The sequence below is a fragment of the Streptomyces sp. JLBG701 genome (assembly GCF_058544905.1).
Genome location: NZ_CM178588.1, coordinates 10,194,261 through 10,218,561 on the forward strand (window position 1 = coordinate 10,194,261; position 24,301 = coordinate 10,218,561).

Consider the following 24,301-nt stretch of genomic DNA (forward strand, 5'->3'; position numbering starts at 1 on the left):
GTCCTTCGCGGAAGGGGGACAGGGAACTCTGGGGTCAGCTGGAGGTGGGGAAGTTGAAGCCGGCGTTCACCTGCTGCTTGGGCTGGGGCCAGCGGGTGGTGACGACCTTGGGGCGGGTGTAGAAGCGGATGCCCTCGGGGCCGTGGATGGGGGAGTCGCCGATGAGGGAGTCCTTCCAGCCGCCGAAGGAGTAGTAGGACATCGGGACCGGGACCGGGACGTTGATGCCGATCATGCCGACCTTGATGTTGCGCTGGAATCGGCGGGCGGCTTCGCCGGAGGCGGTGAACAGGGCGGTGCCGTTGCCGTAGGGGTTGGCGTTGATGAGGTCGATGGCCTGGTCGAGGGATTCGGCGCGGACGATGGCGAGGACCGGGCCGAAGAGCTCTTCCTTGTAGGCGTCCATGTCGGTGGTGACGTGGTCGAGGAGGGAGGGGCCGGTGAAGAAGCCCTCCTCGTGGCCGTCGATCTTCAGTCCGCGCCCGTCGACGACGACGGTGGCGCCCTGGGCGGCGGCGGTGCCGACCGCGTTCTCGACGCGTTCCTGGGCCACCTTGGTGACCAGCGGGCCCATCTCGACGCCGGGGGCGTCACCGGGGCCGACCTTGACCTCGCGGGCCTTGCGCTCCAGGATCTCGGCCAGCCCGTCGGCCGCTTCGCCGACGGCCACGGCCACGGAGACGGCCATGCAGCGCTCGCCTGCGGAGCCGTAGGCGCCGGCGGTGATGTGGTTGGCGGCGAACTCCAGGTCTGCGTCCGGGAGTACGACGGCGTGGTTCTTGGCGCCGCCGAGGGCCTGGACGCGCTTGCCGTGCGAAGTGGCCTGCTCGTGCACGTACTTGGCGATCGGCGTCGAGCCGACGAAGGAGACTGCCTCGATCCCGGGGTGGGTGAGGATCGCGTCGACCGCGTCCTTGCCGCCGTGGACGACGTTGAAGACTCCGTCGGGCAGGCCCGCGCGCCGGTACAGGTCGGCGACGAAGTTGGCGGCGGAGGGGTCGCGTTCGCTGGGCTTGAGGATGAAGGTGTTGCCGGTCGCGATGGCGATGGGGTGCATCCACAGGGGCACCATGGCGGGGAAGTTGAACGGTGTGATGCCGGCGACGACGCCGAGCGGTTGGCGGAAGTTGTGGACGTCGATGCCGCGGGAGACCTGGTCGGAGAAGGAGCCCTTGAGGACGTCGCCGAGGCCGCAGGCGAATTCCACGACCTCCCGTCCCCGGGTGATCTCGCCGCGGGCGTCGTCGACGGTCTTGCCGTGCTCGGCGGAGATGATCCGGCCCAGCTCCTCCTCATGCTCGACGAGGAGCTGGCGGAAGGCGAACATGACCTGGGTGCGCTGGCTGAGCGAGGACTCGGACCAGGTCTCGAAGGCCTGTGCTGCGGCGGTGACAGCCGCGTCCACATCGGCGGCGCTGCCCAGGACGACCCGGGCCTGCTCGGCGCCGGTGGCGGGGTTGAACACCGGGGCGGTGTCCGTGCCGTCGGCGGGTGAGCCGTTGATCCAGTGCTGGATGGTCTTCACGTGAGGGTGTCCTTACAGGTAGTGCCGCTGGTCGAGCTTGTGGGCGGCGTACGTCTCGTACGCGGTGCGGGTGGAGTCCAGGGCGGAGGTCTGGCTGACCGGCACGTCCCACCAGCCGTGGCCGGGCGGGTTCGGCCCGTACAGGTCGGTCTCGACGTGCACGACGGTCGTACGGTGGGCTGCCTTGGCCTTCTCCATCGCCGTGCGGAACTCGTCCACGGACGTGGCGTGCAGGACGTCGGCGCCGAGGCTCGACGCATTGGCCGCCAGGTCGACGGGGAGGACGTCGCCGTCGAGCTGACCCGAATCGCCGTCCCGGTATCGGTACTTGGTGCCGAACCGTTGTGAGCCAAGCGACTCCGACAGGGCGCCGATGGAGGCGAAGCCGTGGTTCTGGACGAGCACGATGATGACCTTGAGGCCCTCGGAGACCATGGTCACGATCTCCTGAGCCATCATCAGATACGAGCCGTCGCCGACGAGTACGACGACCTCGCGTGAGGGATCGGCCATCTTGGCGCCGACGCCGGCGGCGATTTCGTAGCCCATGCAGGAGTAGGCGTACTCGACGTGGTAGGCCTTCGGATCCCGGGCGCGCCACAGCTGCTGCAGGTCGCCGGGCATGGAACCGGCCGCGTTGATGACGACGGCGCGGTCATCCAGGACGTCGTTGAGCGCGCCGAGGATTTCCGTCTGGGCGGGCAGCGGGCCGTGGCCGACGTGGAAGCACCGCTCCTCGATCTCCCTTGTGCGGGCGATGAGTTGACGCGTGTGTGCCCGGTACTCCGGATCGACCTCCCAGTCCGTCAGCGCCCCCGCGAGCGCCTCGATGCCCAGCCGGGCGTCGGCCACCAGCGGCTCCGCCGAGTGCTTGACGGCGTCCAGGCGGGCCACGTTGAGGTTGACGAAGGCGACGTCGGGGTTGCCGAAGACGGTGTGGCTGGCGGTGGTGAAGTCGGAGTAGCGGGTGCCGATGCCGACGACGACGTCGGCCTCGCGCGCGAGTTCGTTGGCCGCATACGACCCGGTGGAGCCGATACCGCCGACCGCGTAGGGGTGGTCCCAGGGGACGGCACCCTTGCCGGCGTGGGTGTCGGCGACCGGGATGCCGGTGGCCTCGGCGAAGGCGCGCAGGGCGGTTTCGGCGCCGGAGTAGACGGCACCGCCGCCCGCCACGATCAGCGGCTTCCGTGCGCCGCGCAGTAGCCGGGCGGCCCGTTCGACGGCGGCGGGCTCCGGCACCGGGCGGCCCACGTGCCACACCCTTCGCCGGAAGAAAGAGACCGGCCAGTCGTGGGCCTCGGCCTGCACGTCCTGCGGCAGCGCGAGCGCGACCGCGCCCGTTTCCACCGGGTCGGTGAGGACCCGCATCGCGGCGAGCGCCGCAGGAATGAGCTGTTCGGGGCGCGAGATGCGGTCGAAGTACTTCGATACGGCGCGGAAGGTGTCGTTGACCGTGACGTCGCCGCCCCTGGTGTCCTCCAGCTGCTGCAGCACCGGGTCGGCGGCGCGGGTGGCGAACATGTCGCTGGGCAGCAGCAGGACCGGGATCCGGTTGGTGGTGGCCAGCGCCGCGCCGGTGATCATGTTCGTGGAGCCGGGGCCGGTCGAGGCCGTGCAGGCGAAGGTGGCGAGCCGGTCGCGCATCTTGGCGTAGGCGACCGAGGCATGCACCATGCCCTGCTCGTTGCGGGCCAAGTAGTAGGGCAGATCGGCCTCTTGAGTGACGGCGGCCTGCAGCAGCGCCTGCCCGATCCCGGCCACGTTGCCATGCCCGAAGATGCCCCAGACCCCGGGGATCAGCCGCTGCTCCTGGCCGTCGCGCTCGCTGTACTGGTTGGCGAGGAAGTGCACCAGGGCCTGCGCGGTGGTGAGCCTGATCGTTTCCATCACTGGTTCTCCTCGGCGCCGAACGGCAGCCGGTCATCGATGTCTTGCGTGTCCCACGTCCGGCGGACCCAGCCGTGGGCGGGGTCGTCACAGATCAGCCAGGCGCGGTCCTGGCCGGGGCCGGCCATGACGTTGAGGTAGTACAGGTCGTAGCCGGGCGCGGCGATCGACGGGCCGTGCCAGCCGTGCGGGATCAGGACGGCGTCGCCCGAGCGGACCTCGGCGAGCACGTCGATGGGCCGCTCCTGAGTGCCGTAGACCCGCTGGTAGCCGAACCCGTTCCCGTCGCCGGAGACCTCGAAGTAGTAGATCTCCTCCAGCTCCGACTCCTCGCCGAGCCGCGCCTCGTCGTGCTTGTGGGGCGGGTACGAGGACCAGTTGCCGCCGGGCGTCAGCACCTCGCAGACCAGGAGCTGCTCGGCGTCGAAGGTGCCGGGCAGGCAATAGTTGTTGACCTGCCGTGAACACGCGCCCGATCCGCGCAGCTCGACCGGCACGTTCTCTTTGGACCCGTACCGAGCGGAGAGTGAGCTCCGCCCGGTACGGGCGTTGGGCAGCGCGAACCGTCCGCCGGTCGCGCTGATGATGAGGGCCTCCGACGCGCGGGGGAGGTACGCGAAGTCGGTGACCGAGGCAAACACGCCTGTCCTGCCTTCGAGTTCGAAGGTCCTGCCGTCCGTGGTGACGGTGCAGGAGCCCGTCAGCGGCAGGACCAGGAACTCGGAGTCATGGGTGGACAGGGCGTGTGCCTCGCCCGGCTTCAGGGTCAGGATCCTGAGGCCGGAGTATCCCCAGCCCGCCGACTCGGGCGTGACCAGGAGCTCGTAGGGCCCGTCGGCCGAAGTGCCTTTGGGCAGGTGGTACTTGCTGCTCACAGCAGGCTCACCGCCTTGTCCACCGCACCGGCGACATCGCCGTTCGAGGGGTAGAGCAGGGAACGGCCGACGACCAGGCCCTGCGCGGTGGGCTGCTTGAGCGCCTTGCCCCAGGACGAGAACGCCGCCTCCGGGTCGGTCACCTCGCCGCCCAGCAGCAGCGCCGGGAGGGTCGAGGAAGCAAGGACGCGCTCCATGTCCTTGACGACGGGCAGCTTCAGCCAGGTGTAGGCGGTACGGCGGCCCAGCCCCGAAGCGATGGTGATCGACTTGACGACGGCGTCGGTGGCGAGGTCGTTGCGGATCCGGCCGTCCTGCCAGGTCGACATGAAAGGCTCGACCATGGCGATGAGTTGACGGTCATTCAGCTCATTGACGGCATGCGCGGTGTGCTCCAGGACCGACGGGGTCGCCGGGTCCGCCAGAGCGATGCGGGTGAGCATCTTGCCGCCGTCGAAGCCCATCGCGGCGATGGTCTCGGCGTCGTAGCCGGTGAAGCGGTCGTCGATCTCGAACACCGAACCCGCGAGACCGGCCCGGTTCATGGAGCCGAAGACGCTCTTGCCGTCGAGCACCCCGAGCAGCAGCAGGTCTTCCAGGATGTCGGCGGTGCCCAGCACGCCCGTCACACCCGGGCGCTCCAGGGCGGTGCACAGCCGTTCCAGGAGCTCGAAGCGGTCGGCCATGGCGTTGACGTCACCGCCGACGCCGTTGGCGCCGCGTGCCGGATGGTCCGCCGCGATGATCATCGCCTTGCCGTGCTCGCCGAGCAGCGAGGTGGCCTTCACACGGCGCGCGGCGGCCGCCGCGATGGCGCCGGGATCGCCGACCCGGGCTTGCACGATCCGGCTCACGTTGTCGGACAGCACGTCGTCACACCTTGCCTTCGATGGGAGTGGGGGAGGCGAGGGATGCCTCGCGGAGCTTGGCGTTGACCTCGGCCTCGGTCGGCATCGCCTCGGAGCAGGACAGGCGGCCCGCGACGATCGCGCCGGCGGCGTTGGCGAAGGCGACCGTTCGCCGGGTGTCCCAGCCGGACAGCAGCCCGTGACACAGCGCTCCGCCGAACGCGTCACCCGCACCCAGCCCGTTGACCACGTCCACCGGCACCGGCGGGATCTCCGCGGCCGAACCGTCCCGGTCCATGGCCAGCACACCCTTCGGCCCCTGCTTGACCACGGCCAGCTCCACCCCGGCGGCCAGCAGGGCCTTCGCGGCCGCATACGGCTCGCGCTCGCCGGTGGCCACCTCGCACTCGTCGAGGTTGCCGACCGCCACCGTCGTATGGCGCAGGGCCTCCGCGTAGAAGGCCCGCGCCCGGTCCGGCTTGGCCCAGGCTGTGCTTTTCCAAAACGCCGGCCGCCAGTCCAGATCGAACACCGTCGCCCCGGCCTTCGCCCTGTGCGCCAGCGCGGCCAGCGTGGCCGAACGGCTCGGCTCCTCGCTCAGCCCTGTACCGGTCACCCAGAAGATCCGTGCGTCCCGCACGGCGTCCAGATCCAGCTCCGCCGGAGCGATGTCCAGGTCAGGAGCCTTCGGCAGCCGATAGAAGTACAGCGGGAAGTCGTCCGGCGGGAAGATCTCGCAGAACGTCACCGGGGTCGGCGCGATGTCCGACGTACCGACGAAACGGCTGTCCACGCCGTACCCGTCCAGGGCCGTGCGGACGAAGTCCCCGAAAGGGTCCCGGCCGGTCTTGGTGATCACGGCCGAGGAGTGGCCGTAGCGGGCCGCGGCGACGGCGACGTTGGTCGGACTTCCGCCCAGGTACTTGCCGAACGACGTGACCTTCGCCAGCCCCACACCGGTCTGGAGCGGATATATGTCCACCCCTACACGGCCCATGGTCAGCACTTCGAACGGCATCACGCTGGTTTCCCTTTCGTGCCGGAGGCGGGGGCGCTCGGACGATTCTCTGGCGCGCTCTACTAGCGCGCTCTAGTCTGTGTACGATGACCCCTGTCCAAATGTCATGTCAATACCTTGTTGCCGGGAGATTTCGAGAGGCCCGTAGGGTTGGCCGCGGCGGAAGGTGGGTTCACAGGTGGATGCGTCGGGAAAGCAGCGGCCTACGATGGCGGACGTCGCCGCGAAAGCGGGGGTGTCGCGGGCGCTCGTCTCGATCATCTTCCGCGGTCAGCCGGGCGCGAGCGAAGAGACGCGGCAGCGGGTTCTGCGGGTCGCCGACGAGATCGGCTACCACCCCGACAGCGCGGCCAGGCTGCTGGCCCGCGGCCGCAGCCGCACGCTCGGCGTGATGTTCACCGTGCACCAGACCTTCCACGCGGACCTCATCCAGGGGATCTACCCCGAGGCCGAACGTCGTGGCTACGACGTCCTGCTCTCCGCGGCCACCCATGGCCGTAGCGAGGCGAAGGCGGCCGAGGCACTGCTCAGCCACCGCTGCGAGGCGCTGATCCTGCTCGGCCCCGAGGCGGAGGCCGCGTATCTCGACGAACTCGGGCGCAGGGCGGTGACCGTCTCGGTCAGCCGCCGAGTGCCCAGCGCCCGCGTGGACTTCGTGCACAGCGCTGAGGGCAAGGGTGTACAGCAGGCCATGGAGCATCTCGTCGAACTGGGGCACCGCCGGATCGTGCACATCGACGGCGGCCGGGGACCGGGATCGGCAGAGCGGCGGCGTGCCTACCGGGCCGCGATGCGCCGGCACGGGCTGGAGGCCGAGGCGCGGGTCATCCCCGGGGAGCATACGGAGGAATCGGGCATCGAGGCGGGCCGCCTGTTCCTGGCGGAGCGCGATCGGGGCCAGGCTCTGCCGACTGCGGTCCTCGCGGGCAACGACCGGTGTGCGTGGGGCCTGTTGATGGCATTGACGCGGGCAGGCGTCGATGTCCCGCGTGATGTGTCGGTTGTCGGGTACGACGACAGTCACCTCTCCCATCTGATGCCGATCGGCCTGACCACCGTCCGCCAGGACGCGGCTCTGATGGCGGAGCATGCCGTGCGGTTCGCCGTCGAGCGGCTGGAGAATCCGGATCTGGAAGTCCGGGAGGCCGTACTGGATCCGAAACTGGTGGTACGCGGTACCAGTGACACGGCACCGGAGACGTCGGTCTGAGACATCGGCGAGCGGGGCATGTCCCCCAGCAGTTGGGGCTTTTGGCCTTCCGTGCTGGGGATATGCCTGGGGATATGCCACTACAGGGCCGTGAGGTCCTTCTCCTCGGGGAGTTCTTCGACGTCGACGCCGCGGACTTGGGCCAACTCGTGTTTGAGCGCGGCGAGTTCGGTGCCGCCGGCCATGTGGTTGGTGAGTTCTTCGAGGGTGATCTCGGCGCGTTCGGCGGACAGTTCCATGGTGCCCAGGCGCAGGACGCTGAAGTGGTCGCCGACCATGTAGGCGTGGTGCGGGTTGTGGGTGATGAAGATGACGCCGAGGCCGCGGTCGCGGGCGGCGGCGATGTACTTCAGGACCACGCCGGACTGCTTGACGCCGAGGGCGGCGGTCGGCTCGTCCAGGATGAGGACGCGGGCGCCGAAGTACACGGCGCGGGCGATCGCCACGCATTGGCGCTGGCCGCCGGAGAGGGTGCCGATGGGCTGGTCGAGGTTGTCCAGGATGATGCCCATGTTGCGAAGTTCCTCGTCCGCGGTCTTCTTCATTTTCTCGATGTCGAGGCGGCGGACAGGCCAGGGGCCTCGGGTCATCTCCGAGCCGAGGAAGAAGTTCCGCCACACCGGCATCAGGGGTACGACGGCCAGGTCCTGGTAGACGGTGGCGATACCGCGGTCGAGGGCCTGGCGCGGGGTGGAGAAGTGCACGGGTTCGCCGTCGACGAGGAAGTCGCCCTCGGTGTGCTGGTGCAGCCCGGAGATGATTTTGATCAGGGTCGACTTGCCGGCGCCGTTGTCGCCCAGGACGCAGGTGACCTGGCCGGGATGAACCCTCAGGTCGACGCCGTGCAGGGCGTGGATGTTGCCGTACGCCTTGCCGGCATTACGCAGTTGGACGATGGGACGGTCTTCGCCCACGGGTGCGGTGTCCTGGAGGATGGCTCCGTGGGTTCCGTTCATATCGCTTGTCATGTGGGTCACCTCCGGGTCGCCGTGCGGCTGACCCACAGATTGATCAGGACGGCGCCGAGCAGCATCACGCCGAGGAACGCCTTGAACCAGTCGGGATTCCAGCCGGCGTAGACGATGCCCTGCTGCACCATGCCGAACATGAACGCGCCGAAGACGGGGCCGATCGCGGACCCGGAACCGCCGGTCAGCAGGCAACCGCCGATCACCGCCGCCGAGATGAAGATCAGCTCCTGTCCGACGCCCTCACCGGACTGGACGGTGTTGAAGGTGAACAGCTGATGCATGCCGACGAACCAGGCACCGAAGCCGACCAGCATGAACAGCGAGATCTTCGTGAACGTCACCGGCACGCCGACGGCGCGGGCGCTGTCCTTGTTGCCGCCGACCGCGAAGATCCAGTTGCCGTACTTGGTCCGCAGTAGCACCCAGGTCGCCAGGGCCGCGAAGACCAGCCAGTACACGACGGTGATCTTCACGTTGACGCCGCCGACGTCGAAGGTCGAGGCGAAGATCTTCTTCGCCTGGCCGAAGCCGTCCATGTCGCTGATGTCGTCGGTGGCGACGTTGCCGGTGACCAGCTTGGTCACCGCGAGGTTGACGCCCTGAAGGATCAGGAAGCTGCCCAGGGTCACCAGGAAGCTGGGCAGGCCGGTCTTGACCACCATCCAGCCGTTGAAGAAGCCCACGCCCAGCGACACCAGAAGGGCGACGAGTACGCCCACCCAGACGTTCATGCTGAGCTGGTAGCTGAGCATGCTCGCGGTGAGCGCGGAGGTGATGACCGCGACGCCGGCCGACAGGTCGAACTCGCCGCCGATCATCAACAGGGCCACGGGCAGCGCCATGAGTCCGATGGTCGACGACTGGTACAGGACGTTGGCCATCGAGCTGCCGTCGCGCACCGGGGGCGCGGAGACCAGGAAGAACACGTATACGGCGACCGCGCCGAGGAAGACGCCCACTTCGGGCCGGGCCAACAGCCGCAGCGCCAGCGGACGTTCGGCCGTGCGGCCGTCACTCTCCTTGCGGCCGGGGGCCGGCGGTGTGGTCACCGCCGGCTCGGCATGCTGGGTCATACTCATCACCGGGTGCCCTTCGCGGCGAACGTGGCGACGGAGTCGACGTTGTCCTTGGTGATGAAGGCCGGTCCGGTGAGTACCGGTGCGGTGCCGCCGCCGCTGAAGTTGCCGTTCGTCTTGTAGAGCCACAGCGAGTCGACGGCCAAGTAGCCCTGGAGATAGGGCTGTTGGTCGACCGCGAACTCGATGGTGCCGTCCTGGACGGCCTTCACCAGCTCCTTGTTGAGGTCGAACGTGGCGAGCTTGGCCTTGCTTCCCGCGTCGGACAGCGACTGCACGGCGGTCAGGGCGATGGGGGCGCCGAGGGTGACGACCTGGTCGATGGAGCTGTCCTGCTTGAGCTTGGCGGTGATCGTCGACTTCACGGACGGCATGTCGGTGCCGTTGACGTAGAGGATGTCGGTCTTGCCGCTGAAGCCCTTCTTCAGGCCGGCGCAGCGGGCCTCAAGGGCGACCTGGCCCTGCTCCTGGATGACGCACAGGGCGTGTTCGGCGCCGAGTTGGTTCAGCCGCTCGCCGAAGGCCTGGCCGGCGATGTTCTCGTCCTGCCCGAAGTACTCGAGCATGCCGAGCTCTTTCCAGTCGCCGACGCCGGAGTTGAAACCGACCACCGGGATGCCCGCCGCCTCCGCCTTGGCCACCACATCCTTCATGGCGTCCGGCTTGGCGGCGGTCAGCGCGATGCCGTCGACCTTCTGGTCGATGGCGTTCTGGACGAGGGTTGCCTGGTTGCCGGCGCTGGGGTCGCTGGAGTAGACGAGCTTGATGTTGTCCTTGGCCGCTGCTGCCTGGGCGCCCTTGCGGATGAGGTCCCAGAAGGTGTCGCCGGGGGCGGCGTGGGTGATCATGGCCACCGTCATGCGCGGGGTGGTGGCCTTGCCCGCCGAGGCGTCCGCACTTCCTTCCTCGGACTGCTTGCCGCCGGAGCTGCTGGAACAGCCGGCGGCGAGCAGGGTCCCGGTGAGGACGGTGGCGGTGAGAATCGCGGCTCGGTGGTTTCTGTGCATGTCCCTTGCACCTCGCTGTGCTTGTCGGGGCGGAGTCTGTGGTGAGCGCAGGCGCGTCTGATGTCGGCGGCCGATGAGCGATCGCCGAGTGGCGACGCGGTGCGCGCATGGTGTGTATGTGCCGTGCGTGGCGGCTCGTTCTTCTGCGGCGGTCGTAGGTGTGGACTGCCTGGTTAGCGACTGGAGCGCTTTAGTAGCGCGCTCTAGTTGGAGAGACTATGGAGCCGCTCCGCAGGGATGTCAACAGGTTTGTCAGGACGTACCAACAAAGTGTTCGGAATGAAATTGAGTGGCGGATCCGGTCGTGACGGGCACGTCCGAGCCTTGAGCTTGAAATTTAAAGCGGATTCCGTCAGGCTCTCGTTTGAGAGTTCAAACGTCCCCTTGTGGGGGCTCTTCCAGCAGTCGCCCTCTCTGGAGTTGCCATGTCTGTTGCCCCTGACGTCGTTGCCGTCCGCCGTGGTCCGCTCGTTGTGGCGGGAGGTGTGCTGGCCGCGATCGTGGTGGCCTCTGTGGCGGACGCGGTGCTGGCCCTGCTGGCCCTGGCCGCCGGCGCACCCGACGACTTCCGGCCGCTGAAGGCGTCCTCGTACATCTTCCTGACAGCGGTCGGGGTGGTGGCGGGTGCTGTCGGCTGGGCGATCGTGCGCAAGGTGTCGAAGGACCCCACGGCGCTGGTGCGGTGGCTGGCGCCGACCCTCGTCGTGGTGTCCTTCGTTCCCGACTTCCTGCTCTTCGGCGACGGCGGCGTCATCGGCGTCGGGGCGCTGCTCCTGATGCACGTGGTGGTCGCGGCGGCCGCGGTGTTCACCTACCGCAAGGTCATGCCCCTGCCGTAGGGGCGGGCGGGGAAAACGAACGGCGGGCAGGGACCGTGGTCCTGCCCGCCGTTTGCTTTGCTGTTCAGAGGAAGCTGACGTTCTGGGCCAGGGCGAGGCGGCTGGAGTAGTTGATGGTGTTGGTGGCCGACCGCATGTATGCGCGCCAGGCGTCGGAGCCCGACTCGCGACCGCCGCCGGTCTCCTTCTCACCGCCGAAGGCGCCGCCGATCTCCGCTCCGGAGGTGCCGATGTTGACGTTGGCGATACCGCAGTCGGAGCCCTCGGCGGAGAGGAAGAGCTCGGCTTCCTGCTGGTCGCGGGTGAAGATGCTGGAGGACAGGCCCTGCGGGACGTCGTTGTGCAGGGCGACGGCCTCCTCAAGCGTGTCGTAGGTCAGGACGTAGAGGATCGGCGCGAAGGTCTCCTGCCGTACGACGTCGGTCTGTTCGTCGACGCGGACGATGACCGGCTCGGCGTACGCGGCCCCCGGCGCGGTCTCGGCCAGGCGGCGGCCGCCGCCCACGAGGACCTTGCCGCCCTGCGCCTGCGCGCGGGCGACCGAGTCCTGCATGGCGTCGAACGCGGTGGTGGAGATGAGGGGGCCGACCAGGGTGCCTTCGTCGAACGGGTCGCCGATGGGGAGCTTGGCGTACGCGGCCGTCAGGCGGGCGACGAGCGTGTCCGCGATGTCGCGGTGGACGATGAGGCGGCGCAGCGTGGTGCAGCGCTGCCCCGCCGTACCCGCCGCGGCGAACACGATGCCCTGGACAGCGAGGTCGAGGTCGGCCGAGGGCGCGACGACGGCGGCGTTGTTGCCGCCGAGCTCCAGCAGGGTGCGCCCGAAGCGGGCCGCGACCCGGGGGCCGACCTCGCGGCCCATGCGGGTGGAGCCGGTGGCGCTGACGAGGGCGACGCGCGGGTCGTCCACGAGCTTCTCGCCGATGGCGCGATCGCCGAGGAGGAGGCGGTGTACGTCGCGGGGAGCGCCGACCTCTTGGACCGCCTGGGTCAGCAGTCGGTCGCAGGCCACGGAGATCAGCGGGGTCAGCTCGGACGGCTTCCAGATCACCGTGTCACCGCAGACCAGCGCCACGGCCGTGTTCCACGACCACACCGCCGCCGGGAAGTTGAACGCGGAGATGACACCGACGACCCCGAGCGGGTGCCAGGTCTCGGCGAGACGGTGGCCGGGGCGCTCGGAGGCGATGGTGCGGCCGTAGAGCTGCCGGGACAGACCGACCGCGAACTCGCAGATGTCGATCATCTCCTGGACCTCGCCGAGCGCCTCCGAGCGGATCTTGCCCGCCTCGATGGTGATGAGGTCGGCGAGGTCGCTCTTGTGCTCGCGCAGCAACTCGCCCAGGCGGCGCACGAGTTCGCCGCGTCGGGGAGCCGGTGTGCTGCGCCAGGTGAGGAACGCCTCGCTGGTGGCGGCGAGAGCCTCCTCGACATCAGCGGCGGTCGCGGCGGCCAGGCCGAACAGGTCCTCGCCGGTGATCGGCGTACGGGCCTGGAAGTCGGTGCCCTCCGTCACGCTCGCGCCGATGCGCTCCAGGCTCTCCAGGGCGCGGGCGCGCAGGTCCTCGGTGGTGGGCAGGGCGGTCGTGCCGGTCATGATGCTCCCTTGAGGGTGGTGAGGTGCAGTTCCCCGGCGACCTGGGCCAGGGACTCGTTCTGTTGCCGCTCGTACAGGGCGAAGGGGTCGAGGACTTCGCGGTCGATGGCGCCGGAGAGCCAGTCGCTGTCGTAGGCGGCGCCTTGCTGTTCGTTGTCCCGGGAGCCCGCGTCGCTGAGGTTGGACTGGAAGATGCCCGCCGCCGAGCGGGGCAGGAAGTCCTCGTAGACGATGGGCTCGGCCCGTACCCAGCCCTGGGTCAGCAGGTCGCCGAGGGTCTCGGGCGGGCGGCTGCCGTCGCGCGGCCGGTCGGGTGCCAGGCTGTAGGTGAAGTACGCCAACTCCTGGGCGGCGAGCTCGCGTTCGGTGCCGGGGACATGCTCCGCCCAGAGGGTGCGGGCGAGTTCGCTCCGGTCGGCACCGGGGTGTGCGGTCGCCTGCTGGTCTACGAGGGTGAGCAGACGGTCGTAGAGCGCGCGGCCCTCTCTGGTTACGGCGATACCGCGGGCCTCGACCTCGCCGAACCGTACGCGCAGGGCGCCGCTGGTGACTTCGCCGTCCGGGGTGCGCAGGGCGCGGGGTTCGGCCAGGGCCCGGAAGGACGTCTGGCGCAGCAGCAGGTCGGGGCCCTTCCACTTGGGGGGTCCCTGGATGGTGTCGATCATCTCGACGCCGCGCTCGGTCATACGGCGGTACAGCTCGTCGATGTCCAGGACGCGCGGGGTGAGGTGGTTGATGTGGGTGCTGCGGACGCCGCCGATGTCCGCGGCGACGGCGGAGACCCGCTCCAGGGTCTCGTACCAGGACTTGTCGATGGGTTCCGTCGACAACTCGAAGGTGGAGACGGCCAGTTGGAGGAAGAGCTCGGCATCCTGATCGGGTAGTTCCTGCTCCGCCTCCACCCGGTCGGCCAGGGCCAGCAGCTCCGGCGGGAACAGTTCGCGGCCGGCGAGGAACGTCTCCAGGCGGGCGCGCAGATCGGCGTCGAAGAAGCGCGGGTCCGCGGGGGTGAGCATGGACGTGAAGACGCGGAAGGGGTTGCGGGCCAGCTCCTCCCCGTCGACGGGACGGAACGCGGTCGACACGACAGGCACCGCGCTGGCGGCGGCCTCGCGCAGGTCGTAGAAGCCGACCGGGCGCATGCCCAGGGCGCCGAACACGCGGGCCACCTGGGCCAGTTCGGCGGGAGTGCCGACGCGGATGGCGCCGTGGCGTTCCGCGGTGACCCGGTTGATGGAGCCGAGGCGTTCGGCGTCGTCGCCCTGGGCGCGCAGGACGTCCTCGTTGACCTCGCGCGAGACGTCCACGAGCGTGGTGTAGGCGGGGACTTCACGGCCGTACATGTCCGAGAGCCGCGCGGCGAAGGCGGCGCGCAGTTGCCACTGGCTGATCATCTAAGTGGCCCTTCCTGTCGGGGAGTTCACACCACGTGGGCTTCGGGACGGATCTCGGCTCCCGACCGGAAGCGGTCGGCGCTCAGCGGGGAGATGTCGACGAAGGGTTCGCGGCCGAGGTGGAGGTCGCGCACGATCTCGCCGACGGCGGGGGCCTGCAGGAAGCCGTGGCCCGAAAACCCGGTGGCGTAGAGGAAGTTGGGCAGCTCGCCGGAGCGTCCGATCAGCGCGTTGTGGTCGGGGGTGACCTCGTACAGGCCGGCCCAGCCGTCGGCGATCGCCATGTCGGCCAGTGCGGGGGCCCGGTTCCGGGCGACGTCCCGGAAGAGCTCCAGCCACTCCGGGGTCCAGGCGGTGTCGAAGCCGTCCGGCTGGGCGGGGTCGGCGAGGCCGAACAGCAGGCCGTCGTCGCTGTTGTGGAAGTAGGCCGACGACGCGAAGTCGATGGTGAAGGGGATGCGCGGCGCCGGGGGAGTGAGCGGCGTGGTGAAGGCGAGCTGGCGGCGCACCGGCCGCACCGGCAGGTCGACGCCGGCCATGGCGCCGATCCGGGCGGACCAGGCGCCCGCCGTACAGATGACGGTGGAGCAGGCGATGCGCCCGCGGTCGGTGTGGACCGCGGTGACCCGGTCGCCGGCGGTGTCGATGCCGGTCACGCTCGTGTGGGTGGCGAAGGTGACGCCCGCCCGGGCCGCGGCGTCGGCGTATCCCTGCACGACCATTGCGGGCCGGGCGTGGCCGTCGGTGGGGGAGAAGGCGGCGGCAAGGAGGCCGTCGGTGCTGATGTAGGGGCAGAGGCGGTGTGCCTCGTCCGGGCCGATCATTCGGGTGGGGACGCCCAGACCGTTCTGGATCCCGACACTCGCCTCGAAGTCCTCGGCCTGCTGTTCGGTGGTGAGCAGGAAGAGGTAGCCGACGCTGTCGAGGCGGATGTCGGCGCCCGGGCGGTGCGGGAAGTCCTGGAAGGCGCGCAGACTCCGGTCGCCCAGTTCGATGTTGAGCGGGTCGGAGAACTGGGCGCGCACACCGCCGATCGGTTTGCCCGAGCTGCCGCTGCACAGCTCGCCGCGCTCGACCACGACGACGTCGGTGACCCCCGCCTCGGCGAGGTGGAAGGCGATGCTGGCACCCATCACCCCACCGCCGATGATGACGACATCGGCGCTGGGCGGAACCGTGTGGAAGGCGGGAGAGGGAGAGGAGGGGGAGGGGGAGGAGCTGGACAAGGGCCGTCCTTCCAGAGGGAGGGAGAAAGACGCTGATCAGCTAGCTGCCCGTCATCGTGACGCAACCAAACCGTTGACGTCTATGAACACTTCGTGCACCTGATCTATTAGATTCTCTATATGGACTGGACGAGTTCCCAGCTGCGTTCCCTGGTCGAGCTGACCCGGCGCGGCACCATCACCGCGGTGGCCCAGGCCCTCGGCTACACCCCCGGCGGGGTCTCCCAGCAGATCGCCGCGCTGGAGAAGGCCACCGGCATGGAGCTGCTGCGGCGGGTGGGCCGGCGGGTGGAGCTGACCGACGCCGGGAGGACGCTGGCCCTGCACGCCGAGCGGATCCTGTCCACGGAGGCCGAGGCCGTGGAGGCGCTGGAGCGCAGCCGGGGGGAGGTCTCCGGCGTGCTGCGGGTCGGCCTGTTCGCCACGGCCGCCGCCGAGATCCTGCCGCTCGCCCTGGGCCGCGTCCACGAGGCCCATCCCGGGCTCGACGTGCGCAGCCGCGACATGGACGTGGACGAGGTTTACGACGCCGTCGCCTCCGGCGCCGTGGACCTGGCGCTCGGCCTCGACTACCCCGACGTACCCATCCCACGCGACCCCGCCCTGCGGGTGACCCAGCTGTACCGGGAGCGGTTCTCCCTCGCCGTGCCCACCGGGTCGATGGGCGGCAGCGAGGAGATCTCCCTGGCCGACACCCAGCATCTGCGCTGGATCCTGCCGTGGGCCGACAGCTACTACGGCCGCGCCGTGCGCACCGCCTGCCGACGGGCTGGCGTCGAGCCCGACGTACGGCACGAGGTGACCGACACCGCGGCCACCCTGGCACTGGTCGAGGCGGGCATCGGGGTGAGCACGGTGACGGATCTGATGCTCAGACTGCGCGCCTCACGCTTCGACGTGGTGCGGCTGCGCGAGACGATCGAGCGGCACATCGTGGTGGTGTTCCGCTCGTCCGCGGAGCGCCGGCCCACGGTGGCGGCGCTCATCGACGTCCTGCGGGCGGTCGCCGCCACGACAGCGGCCCGGCGGGCCGCCGTTGCCTGACAGGGAGCGAGCGATGTCCTCCGAACCCACCCCGAAATCCGCCCTTCCGCGTGGAGTACACGGCCATCGTCGCCGTCGTCGCGATCGGCATGTCCGGCTACCTCGGGTTCCTCCTTGACGCGGTCGGTATCGACCTGCCGACCTGGGCGCTGGGTGCCTCCGGCACCGGAGCCGGTCACAAGGTCGACCTGCTCGCCATCCTGATCTGCCTCGGGGTGGCCTGGCTGCTGACCCGCGGCACTCGCACGTCGGCCCGGGTGGAGACGGTGCTGACCATCGTCAAGATCGCCATCGTGCTGCTGGTGATCGTGGTCGGCTTCACCAAGGTCAACACCGACAACCTGTCGCCCTTCGCGCCCTTCGGTCTGAACGGGGCGTTCACCGGCGCGGCGAGTCTTCTTCGCGGTCTTCGGCTACGACGCGCTCAGCACCGCCGCCGAGGAGTCGGTGGAGGCCCGCAAGAAGCTGCCGAAGGCGATGATGATCTCGCTGGCGGTCTCCATGGGCCTGTACGTCCTGGTCTGCATCGTGCTCACCGGCATCCAGAACTGCACGGAGCTCAACCCGAGCAGCGGCATCTCCAGCGCCTTCGCGAGCGTCGGGCTGAACGGGTTCGCCAACCTCATCGCGGTCGGCGCAGTCATCGGCATCGTCACCGTGACCTTCTCCTTCATGATGGGCGCCTCCCGCCTGTGGTACGCCCTCAGCCGGGACGGCCTGATGCCGGCCTGGTTCGGCGCCATCCACCCCAAGCGCAAGGTCCCGCACCGCGCGACCTGGGTCATCGGCGTCGTCTCCGCGGTGCTGGCGGGTGTGCTGCCCATCAACGCCGTGGCCGAACTCACCAACATCGGCGTCCTGTTGGCCTTCGTGGTCGTCTCCGCGGCCGTCCTGATCCTGCGTTACAAGAAGCCTGGCCTCAAGCGCGGCTTCCGCTGCCCGGGTATGCCGTTCGTGCCGATCCTCGGCATGATCTTCTCCGTCTGGCTCATGTCGTTCCTGAAGTGGGAGACCTGGGCGCGGCTGGGAGTCTGGCTGGTCGTGGGCCTGCTCATCTACGCCTTCTACGGCTACCGGCGCACCCGGACGGTCATGCCGGGCGGCTCGGTCGACCTCGACGCCCTCAACGAGATGTCGGACTCGGACGACCAGGAGCCCCGAGCTCCGCTGGAAGCGCGGCAATGAGTGTGCGGGCCGGTGGGGGCTGGTCGCGCAGTTCCCCGTGCCCCTGACGGGCTCGGCCGGTCACACGGGCTCGGTCGGGTACAGGAACGGCTCGTCGACAGGCACCGCCCGCCGCAGCGAGTCCAGCATCGCCGCCAGCAGCGGATTGCTGTTCTCGCTGCGGTGCAGCGCCATCACCGTGCGGTGTGCGGACCGCTGGGTGACCCGGGTCGCCTCGATCGTGTCCTTCGGCGCGTGACCTAGCGCCGGGACCACCGCCACGCCGAGTCCCGCGGACACCAACTCCCGTACGACGTCGTAGTTGTTGCTGCGAAAGGCGACCGCGGCCTCGAACCCGGCCGCCGCACACAGCCGTACGGTCGACCGGGCGCCGGCGGTGCCCTCCCGGCTGGTGATCCAGCGGGCCCGGGACAGGTGGGGGAGTTGCGCGCTCAGGCCGCTGCCACGGGCGCGGAGCAGCACGAGGTCCTCCCTCAGCAGCAGGTGGTGGGTGAGACCGTCGGGCCAGGGGTGGGGGCTGAGTCCGTACTCGTACACCAGGGCGACGTCCAGGTCGCCGTCGCCGAGTGCGGCGACCAGTTCCTCGGGCTCGCCCTCCTCCAACTGGATCTGGGCCCGGGGATGGCTCTCGGCGAACGCGGACAGTGCGGACGGTACGAGCCTGACGCCGGCGGTGGGGAAGCTGCCGAGCCTCAGTCGGCCGGTGACGCCGGTGGCCAGCTCCTGTACGTGCTGGCCCAGATCGTCCAGGGCGGCCAGTACACGATCGCTGAGGTCGACCAGGCGGTGGGCGGCGGCAGTCGGACGGATCCCATGGGCCTCGCGCTCGAACAGGACAAGGCCGGTGTCCTTCTCCAGGGCGGAGATCTGCTGGGAGATCGCGGACGCGGTGTAGCCGAGATCGCGGGCCGCGATCGCGAACGACCCGCTGCGGACGACGGCCTTCAGTGTGAGCAGGTGCAGTGGCTTCAGCAACACGGACTCCTCGCGGAAACACGGGAGAACAAGCCTAAGCATTTCTTGCCCTGAAGCGTCAATTCTTTCGTTCTGCTGTCCCTTGTGGCGGCACCGCCCGGCCCGCATCGTGGGGGAGACCAGGGCGAACGAGCCCGGTGAGCATGGAGGAGCGAGCACAGTGACCACGACAGCGCCGGGCCGCGGCAGCCTCGATGCGGCGGCTGTGGCCGCGGCCCTCGCCGGAGGGGACTGCGGAGAGGTCGCCGGTGACGCCGGACGCCGGGCCCAGTACTCGGCCGACGCCTCCAACTATCGTCGGATCCCGCTCGCCGTGGTCTTTCCCCGCGAGCGGCGTCACATCCTCAACGCCCTCGCCGTGTGCCGCAGCCTGGGCGTGCCGGTCACCTCGCGCGGGGCGGGCACCAGCACCTCCGGACAGGCGGTGGGAGCGGGCGTGGTGCTCGACTTCTCCCGCCACTTCAACCGGCTGCTCGCCCTCGATCCGCAGGCGGGGACCGCCACGGTGCAGCCGGGCATCGTCCTGGACGACCTGCAGAGCGCGGCCTCCGCCCACGGCCTCCTCTTCGGCGCCGACCCCTCCACCCACAGCCGCTGCACGCTCGGCGGCATGATCGGCAACAACGCCTGCGGATCACACTCCCTGGCCTGGGGACGCACCGCCGACAACATCCTGGAACTCGAAGTGGTCACCTACCGGGGCACAGTGGTCCGGCTCGGCGAGATGACCCAACGGGAGATCGACGAGGCTATCGCCGCCGGCGACGACCGCGGACAGCTGATCGCGTCCCTGCACCGGCTCGCCCAGAACAACCTCGCGGCGCTGCGCACGAAGCTGGGCCGGTTCCCGCGGCAGGTCTCCGGCTACGCGCTGGAGCACCTGCTCCCCGAACGCCGCTTCAACCTCGCCCGAGCTCTGGTCGGCAGCGAGGGCACCCTCGCCGTCGTCCTTACGGCGACCGTCCGCCTGATCACCCCGCCCCCCGCCCGGGCTCTGGTCGTCCTCGGCTTCCAGGACGCCGGCGCCGCGGCCGACGCCGTACCCGCCCTGCTGGAGCACCAGTTGCTGGCACTGGAGGGACTCGACCAGGCACTGACCGACATCGTCACCCGCTCCGAGACCCGCGCCGCGATCGACGGCCTGCCCACCGCCCAGGCCTGGCTCTTCGCCGAACTCGGCGGTACGGCCGACGAGTTGCCCCTCCGTGCCACGGAACTCGCCGAGACCGCCGGGCATGCGACAGGCTTCACCGGCAGCGAGATCGTCACCGATCCCGCACGAGCGCGGAAGCTGTGGCGGATCCGTGAGGACGGAGCGGGTCTGGCAACGCGTCTGCCCGACGGCTCGGAAGCCTGGCCCGGTTGGGAGGACGCGGCCGTCCCACCCGACCAACTCGGCTCCTACCTCCACCAGTTCACCCGCCTGCTGGAACAGCACGACCTGCGGGGCGCGGTCTACGGCCACTTCGGCGAGGGCTGCCTGCACGTCCGTATCGACTTCGACTTCACCACCGAGCAGGGCACCGCCGTCTTCCGCGCCTTCGTCACCGACGCCGCCAAGCTCGTCACCGCGCACGGCGGCTCGCTGTCCGGGGAACACGGCGACGGCCAGGCCCGCTCCGAGTTGCTGCCGCTGATGTACGGGCCCGAAGTCATCGCCCTGTTCGAGGAGTTCAAGGAGATCTGGGACCCCGACAACGGCCTGAACCCCGGCATGATCGTGCGGCCCCTGCCCGTCGACGGCAACCTGCGAGTCAGCCCGCACCGCACCCAGCTGCCCCTCACCACCGTCTTCCCCTTCCACGCCGACGACGGCGACTTCGCCAAGGCCACCCGCCGCTGCGTGGGCGTCGGCAAGTGCCGTACCGCCGCCCATCGCGGCGACGTCATGTGCCCCAGTTACCGAGTCACGCTGGACGAGAAGGACTCCACCCGAGGCCGGGCACGCCTGTTGTACGAGATGACGCAGGGCGAGGTGATCACCGACGGCTGGCGTTCCACCGAGGTCCGCGACGCCCTCGACCTGTGCCTGTCCTGCAAGGGGTGCAGCGCCGACTGCCCGGTCGGCGTGGACGTGGCCACGTACAAATCGGAGTTCCTGCACCACCACTACAAGGGGCGCATCCGGCCCGCCTCCCACTACACGATGGGCTGGCTGCCACTGCTGTCCCGCGCCGCCGGCCGGATGCCACGCCTGGTCAACGCCCTGACCTCCTCCCGACTGGCCCCGCTCCTCAAGCGGCTCGGCGGCATCGCCGCCCAGCGCGAGATCCCGCGCTTCGCCGACGAGACCTTCCTCGCCCGGTTCCGCCGCCGCACACCGAAGGGGGACGGTCACCGGGGCCCGGTCATGCTGTGGGTCGACTCCTTCAACAACCACTTCACACCCGAGGTCCTCGAAGCCGGGGTCGCGGTACTGGAGGACGCCGGTTTCCGGGTCCAGGTCCCCGACGGCACCCAGTGCTGCGGACTGACCTGGATCACCACCGGCCAGCTGGGCATCGCCCGACGCATCGCGCGGCGCACCGTCAACGCCCTTGCCTCAGCCGCCGATTCGGGAACTCCGGTCGTCGGTCTAGAACCCAGCTGCACAGCGGCCCTCAAGACCGACCTGCCCGAACTGCTGGACGGCGACGACCGTGCCCGCGCCCTGGCCGGAGCCACCGTCACACTCGCCGAACTCCTAGGCCGGCACGCACCCGACTGGCAACCCCCGCGCATCGACGCCCACTCGATCAGCCAGACGCACTGCCACCAGCACGCGACGTCCGGCTTCGACGCCGACAGCCGGCTCCTGCACCGCATGGGCGTCGACAACACCACGCTCGCATCGGGGTGTTGCGGCCTGGCCGGCAACTTCGGCTTCGAACGCGGCCACTACGACGTCTCCGTCGCCGCGGGCGAACAGGTCCTGCTCCCCGCCGTGCGCGACGCCGCCCCCGACACCCACGTCCTCGCCGACGGCTTCAGCTGCCGCACCCAGATCGCCCAGCGGACCGACCGCACCGGCACCCACCTCGCACAGCTCATCGCCCGCGCCCTGCCTCCCTCTACTGACAAGGAACCCACCTGTGACTGACGCACTCTCCCTCGTCGACGACTGGGGCCCCGAGAAGATCGTCGTCGTCTCGCACCGGCGTATGGGCATGAAAGGCGTCCTGGTCATCGACAACACGGCCCGGGGCATGGGCAAGGGCGGAACCCGTATGAGCCCCACCGTGACCGTCGGCGAAGTGGCCCGCCTCGCCCGCGTCATGACGTGGAAGTGGGCGAGCGTCGACCTCTTCTACGGCGGTGCCAAGGCCGGCATCGTCGCCGACCCCGCCTCCCGCGACAAGGAGGCGATCCTGCGTGCGTTCGCGCGGGCGTTGTCCAACGAGGTGCCCCGCGAGTACGTGATGGGGCTGGACATGGGGCTGACCGAGAGCGACGCGGCCATCATCCAGGACGAGTTGGGCGACCGCGGGGCAGCCGTCGGCACCCCCGAGCACCTCGGCGGTGTGGCGTACGACAAGCTCGGCGTCACCGGCTACGGGGTCGCCGAGTCCACCGACGCCGCGGCCCAGCGCCTGGGCCTGCCGCTGACCGGTGCCCGCGTCGCCATCCAGGGCTTCGGCGCCGTCGGCAGCGCGGCCGCCCGGCGGTTCGCCGAGCTCGGTGCCACCGTCGTGGCGGTCTCCACCGCCCATGGAGCCGTGCACGACCCCAGCGGCCTCGACGTCGAGGACCTCCTGGCCGCCCGCGAGGAGCACGGCGACCACTTCGTCACCAGCCATGTCCGGGGCGCCGCGCTCGCCCCCGGCGCGGAACTCACCGTGGACTGCGACATCCTGGTGCCCGCCGCTCTGCAGGACGTCATCGACCACACCACCGCGCACGGGATCAAGGCCAGGCTCGTCGTGGAGGGCGCGAACCTGCCCACGTCCCCGGAGGCCCAGAACATCCTCGCCCAGCGGGGCATCACGGTGCTCCCCGACTTCGTCGCCAACGCCGGCGGCGTGGTCGCCGCCGCGTTCGCGATGGACGCCCGCTACTCCGGATTCCGCCCCGAGACCACCGCGATCTTCGAGACGATCTCGACCAGGCTGCGGTCCAACACGGTCACCGTCCTCGACGAGGCCGAGCGCCGTGAGGTCACCCCGCACGCCGCCGGCCGCGCTCTGGCCGAACAGCGCGTCCGTACCGCGATGTTGAGCAAGGGGCGCATCCCCCGAGACTGACTCCGTCGGGCCACGCGGGAAGCGTCACCGCAGCGAGTTCATGGACATGAACATCGCTCATGATGGTGTACATGCGGGCGAGCGCCGTGTCAGACTCCTTGAGCTCTCTTGCAACTCCCTTGCAACGTTGCCCAGTTGGAGAGGAAGTCGCCCGTGAGGATGTGCCGGCGAACGGTGTTGACCACGGCAGTCGGTGTTGCGGCGGCGTCCGCGTCATCGATGCAAGCCGCGCAGGCAGCAGCGGACCCGACACCCGCAGAGACCATACGTACGCTCCGCGCGGCGGCCGACTACGCGGTGAGCAAGCTCCGTGCCGTCGCGCCGGGCGTGAGCGCCTTTCCCGTCGGAACGAAGTTCGAGAAGTGGGTCTACTCCCAAAACGGCGACTGGGTGGGGGGATTCTGGCCGGGGACGTTGTGGATGGCATGGCTCTACAGCCGGGACGACACGTTCCGCACGCTGGCGCTCGCATCGGCGCAGAAACTCGCGCCCCGCCAGTACGACACCGGCACGCACGACCTCGGCTTCCTGTTCTATCCGTCATGGGTCACCGCATGGCGCCTGACCGGCGACGAGACATGGGGTACCGGCGCTCTGCAGGCGGCCGACTCGCTGATCAAGCGGTACAACCCGCGCGGGCACTTCATCCGGGCCTGGGGTGCGCTGAACGACCCGAACAACGCGGGCCGGGTGATCATCGACACGATGATGAACCTCGACCTGCTGGCCTTCGCCTCCCGGCAGAGCGGCGACGAGACCTACCTCGACATCGCCGTGGAGCACGCGAAGACCGCTCAGCGGGTCTTCCCGCGGCCGGACGGATCGACCCCGCACGTGTACGACTTCGACCCGGCCACCGGCGCACCGATCGGACCGGCCACCGTGCAGGGCTACAGCCCCACTTCGTGCTGGTCCCGGGGGCAGGCATGGGGCCTGTACGGCTTCACCACGATCTACCGCCGCACCGGCGACCGCCAATTCCTCGACACCGCACGCAAACTCGCGGACTTCGCGGTGGGCGCGCTCAGCCCGGACCACGTGCCCGTGTGGGATTACCGGGCGCCGCAGCAGCCGTACGACATCAAGGACGCCTCGGCCGGCGCGATCATGGCTTGCGGGCTGCTCGACCTGTCCGCCGCCACGGGCAGCCAGGAATACCGCACGGTGGCGCTGCGCCTGCTCACCGCGCTGTCGCGGACCTGCCTGACGGACAAGTCGTCCCGCGCCGAAGCGGTCGTGGCCCGCTGCACCCGCAACCGCCCGGCCGAGGACGGCATCGAGATCTCCCTGCCCTACGCCGACTACTACCTGCTGGAAGGCATCCTGCGTGTGCTGCAGCCGCAGGATGTCGACCGGGCGATCGACCTGTCCTCACTCTGACAAGCGGTAGCGGACCGCCGG

18 protein-coding genes and 1 pseudogene are annotated in these 24,301 nt (G+C 69.7%); 7 read left to right on the plus strand and 12 right to left on the minus strand.

The genetic code is table 11. The features are described from left to right. Positions 1-34 precede the first annotated feature (34 nt). The 5 genes from AC5DRG_RS46600 to iolC are packed head-to-tail and all read right to left on the minus strand — an operon-like array spanning position 35 to position 6,156. Positions 35-1,525 carry a CoA-acylating methylmalonate-semialdehyde dehydrogenase gene (locus tag AC5DRG_RS46600; RefSeq protein ID WP_491806367.1) on the minus strand — a complete coding sequence of 497 codons (1,491 nt, stop codon included), beginning with the start codon at positions 1,523-1,525 and terminating at the stop codon, positions 35-37. Positions 1,526-1,537: 12 nt separating this feature from the next. After that, positions 1,538-3,415 carry a 3D-(3,5/4)-trihydroxycyclohexane-1,2-dione acylhydrolase (decyclizing) gene (gene iolD, locus AC5DRG_RS46605; RefSeq protein WP_491806368.1) on the minus strand — a complete coding sequence of 626 codons (1,878 nt, stop codon included), beginning with the start codon at positions 3,413-3,415 and terminating at the stop codon, positions 1,538-1,540. Continuing rightward, positions 3,415-4,290, minus strand: a complete 876-nt coding sequence (gene iolB / locus AC5DRG_RS46610) for a 5-deoxy-glucuronate isomerase (protein WP_491806369.1) — start codon at positions 4,288-4,290, stop codon at positions 3,415-3,417. Before iolB ends, iolD begins: the two co-directional genes overlap by 1 nt. Next, positions 4,287-5,159: a Cgl0159 family (beta/alpha)8-fold protein gene (locus AC5DRG_RS46615; protein WP_491806370.1), complete on the minus strand. Its 873-nt coding sequence runs from the start codon at positions 5,157-5,159 to the stop codon at positions 4,287-4,289. Before AC5DRG_RS46615 ends, iolB begins: the two co-directional genes overlap by 4 nt. Positions 5,160-5,163: 4 nt before the next feature. Continuing rightward, entirely contained in the window at positions 5,164-6,156 is a 993-nt protein-coding gene (iolC, locus tag AC5DRG_RS46620; RefSeq protein WP_491806371.1) for a 5-dehydro-2-deoxygluconokinase, read from the minus strand. A 208-nt stretch (positions 6,157-6,364) separates the two neighbouring features. Here iolC and AC5DRG_RS46625 point away from each other — a divergent pair, with 208 nt between their 5' ends. Next, positions 6,365-7,366 carry a LacI family DNA-binding transcriptional regulator gene (locus AC5DRG_RS46625; protein WP_491806372.1) on the plus strand — a complete coding sequence of 334 codons (1,002 nt, stop codon included), beginning with the start codon at positions 6,365-6,367 and terminating at the stop codon, positions 7,364-7,366. Positions 7,367-7,446: 80 nt separating this feature from the next. Here the strand turns inward: AC5DRG_RS46625 and AC5DRG_RS46630 are convergent, their stop codons facing one another. From AC5DRG_RS46630 to AC5DRG_RS46640, 3 genes are read right to left on the minus strand one after another with little or no spacing between them, the layout of a single operon-like run. Continuing rightward, entirely contained in the window at positions 7,447-8,334 is an 888-nt protein-coding gene (locus tag AC5DRG_RS46630; RefSeq protein WP_491806373.1) for an ATP-binding cassette domain-containing protein, read from the minus strand. Between the two features lie 5 nt (positions 8,335-8,339). Continuing rightward, positions 8,340-9,416, minus strand: coding sequence for an ABC transporter permease (locus AC5DRG_RS46635; RefSeq protein ID WP_491806374.1), 1,077 nt, complete (start codon positions 9,414-9,416; stop codon positions 8,340-8,342). Further along, positions 9,416-10,420: a sugar ABC transporter substrate-binding protein gene (locus AC5DRG_RS46640; protein ID WP_491806375.1), complete on the minus strand. Its 1,005-nt coding sequence runs from the start codon at positions 10,418-10,420 to the stop codon at positions 9,416-9,418. The genes AC5DRG_RS46635 and AC5DRG_RS46640 overlap by 1 nt, the downstream gene beginning before the upstream one ends. Positions 10,421-10,845: 425 nt before the next feature. Here AC5DRG_RS46640 and AC5DRG_RS46645 point away from each other — a divergent pair, with 425 nt between their 5' ends. Continuing rightward, complete coding sequence (locus AC5DRG_RS46645) at positions 10,846-11,259, plus strand: DUF6069 family protein (protein WP_491806376.1); 414 nt, start codon at positions 10,846-10,848, stop codon at positions 11,257-11,259. Positions 11,260-11,323: 64 nt separating this feature from the next. Here the strand turns inward: AC5DRG_RS46645 and amaB are convergent, their stop codons facing one another. Genes amaB through AC5DRG_RS46660 form a run of 3 tightly spaced genes read right to left on the minus strand, consistent with a single transcriptional unit; the run spans position 11,324 to position 15,476 of the window. Then, entirely contained in the window at positions 11,324-12,856 is a 1,533-nt protein-coding gene (amaB, locus tag AC5DRG_RS46650; RefSeq protein WP_491806377.1) for an L-piperidine-6-carboxylate dehydrogenase, read from the minus strand. After that, a complete protein-coding gene (gene hglS, locus AC5DRG_RS46655) occupies positions 12,853-14,250 on the minus strand; it encodes a 2-oxoadipate dioxygenase/decarboxylase (protein ID WP_491806378.1) in 1,398 nt (465 codons plus the stop codon). The genes amaB and hglS overlap by 4 nt, the downstream gene beginning before the upstream one ends. Positions 14,251-14,276: 26 nt before the next feature. Beyond that, positions 14,277-15,476, minus strand: a complete 1,200-nt coding sequence (locus tag AC5DRG_RS46660) for an NAD(P)/FAD-dependent oxidoreductase (RefSeq protein WP_491806379.1) — start codon at positions 15,474-15,476, stop codon at positions 14,277-14,279. 120 nt (positions 15,477-15,596) lie between these two features. Here AC5DRG_RS46660 and AC5DRG_RS46665 point away from each other — a divergent pair, with 120 nt between their 5' ends. Continuing rightward, positions 15,597-16,520 (plus strand): LysR family transcriptional regulator, encoded by a 924-nt coding sequence (locus AC5DRG_RS46665; protein ID WP_491806380.1) that lies wholly within the window; start codon positions 15,597-15,599, stop codon positions 16,518-16,520. A 50-nt stretch (positions 16,521-16,570) separates the two neighbouring features. Beyond that, positions 16,571-17,705 (plus strand): annotated as a pseudogene (locus AC5DRG_RS46670) (APC family permease); the annotation flags it as partial. A 60-nt stretch (positions 17,706-17,765) separates the two neighbouring features. Here the strand turns inward: AC5DRG_RS46670 and AC5DRG_RS46675 are convergent. Further along, complete coding sequence (locus AC5DRG_RS46675) at positions 17,766-18,683, minus strand: LysR family transcriptional regulator (protein ID WP_491806381.1); 918 nt, start codon at positions 18,681-18,683, stop codon at positions 17,766-17,768. A 157-nt stretch (positions 18,684-18,840) separates the two neighbouring features. Here AC5DRG_RS46675 and AC5DRG_RS46680 point away from each other — a divergent pair, with 157 nt between their 5' ends. The 3 genes from AC5DRG_RS46680 (at position 18,841) to AC5DRG_RS46690 (ending at position 24,280) form a co-directional block, all read left to right on the plus strand. After that, positions 18,841-21,759: an FAD-binding and (Fe-S)-binding domain-containing protein gene (locus tag AC5DRG_RS46680; RefSeq protein WP_491806382.1), complete on the plus strand. Its 2,919-nt coding sequence runs from the start codon at positions 18,841-18,843 to the stop codon at positions 21,757-21,759. Continuing rightward, a complete protein-coding gene (locus tag AC5DRG_RS46685; protein ID WP_491806383.1) occupies positions 21,752-22,900 on the plus strand; it encodes a Glu/Leu/Phe/Val family dehydrogenase in 1,149 nt (382 codons plus the stop codon). The genes AC5DRG_RS46680 and AC5DRG_RS46685 overlap by 8 nt, the downstream gene beginning before the upstream one ends. Positions 22,901-23,059: 159 nt before the next feature. Then, a complete protein-coding gene (locus AC5DRG_RS46690) occupies positions 23,060-24,280 on the plus strand; it encodes a glycoside hydrolase family protein (protein WP_491806384.1) in 1,221 nt (406 codons plus the stop codon). Positions 24,281-24,301 lie beyond the last annotated feature (21 nt).

Coding starts and splice junctions, on each gene's coding strand:
- AC5DRG_RS46635 (WP_491806374.1), bottom strand. CDS start 9,416: ATGAGTATGACCCAGCATGCCGAGCCGGCGGTGACCACACCGCCGGCC.
- AC5DRG_RS46630 (WP_491806373.1), bottom strand. CDS start 8,334: ATGACAAGCGATATGAACGGAACCCACGGAGCCATCCTCCAGGACACC.
- iolD (WP_491806368.1), bottom strand. CDS start 3,415: ATGGAAACGATCAGGCTCACCACCGCGCAGGCCCTGGTGCACTTCCTC.
- AC5DRG_RS46690 (WP_491806384.1), top strand. CDS start 23,060: ATGTGCCGGCGAACGGTGTTGACCACGGCAGTCGGTGTTGCGGCGGCG.
- AC5DRG_RS46645 (WP_491806376.1), top strand. CDS start 10,846: ATGTCTGTTGCCCCTGACGTCGTTGCCGTCCGCCGTGGTCCGCTCGTT.
- AC5DRG_RS46665 (WP_491806380.1), top strand. CDS start 15,597: ATGGACTGGACGAGTTCCCAGCTGCGTTCCCTGGTCGAGCTGACCCGG.
- amaB (WP_491806377.1), bottom strand. CDS start 12,856: ATGACCGGCACGACCGCCCTGCCCACCACCGAGGACCTGCGCGCCCGC.
- hglS (WP_491806378.1), bottom strand. CDS start 14,250: ATGATCAGCCAGTGGCAACTGCGCGCCGCCTTCGCCGCGCGGCTCTCG.
- iolC (WP_491806371.1), bottom strand. CDS start 6,156: ATGCCGTTCGAAGTGCTGACCATGGGCCGTGTAGGGGTGGACATATAT.
- AC5DRG_RS46640 (WP_491806375.1), bottom strand. CDS start 10,420: ATGCACAGAAACCACCGAGCCGCGATTCTCACCGCCACCGTCCTCACC.
- AC5DRG_RS46625 (WP_491806372.1), top strand. CDS start 6,365: ATGGCGGACGTCGCCGCGAAAGCGGGGGTGTCGCGGGCGCTCGTCTCG.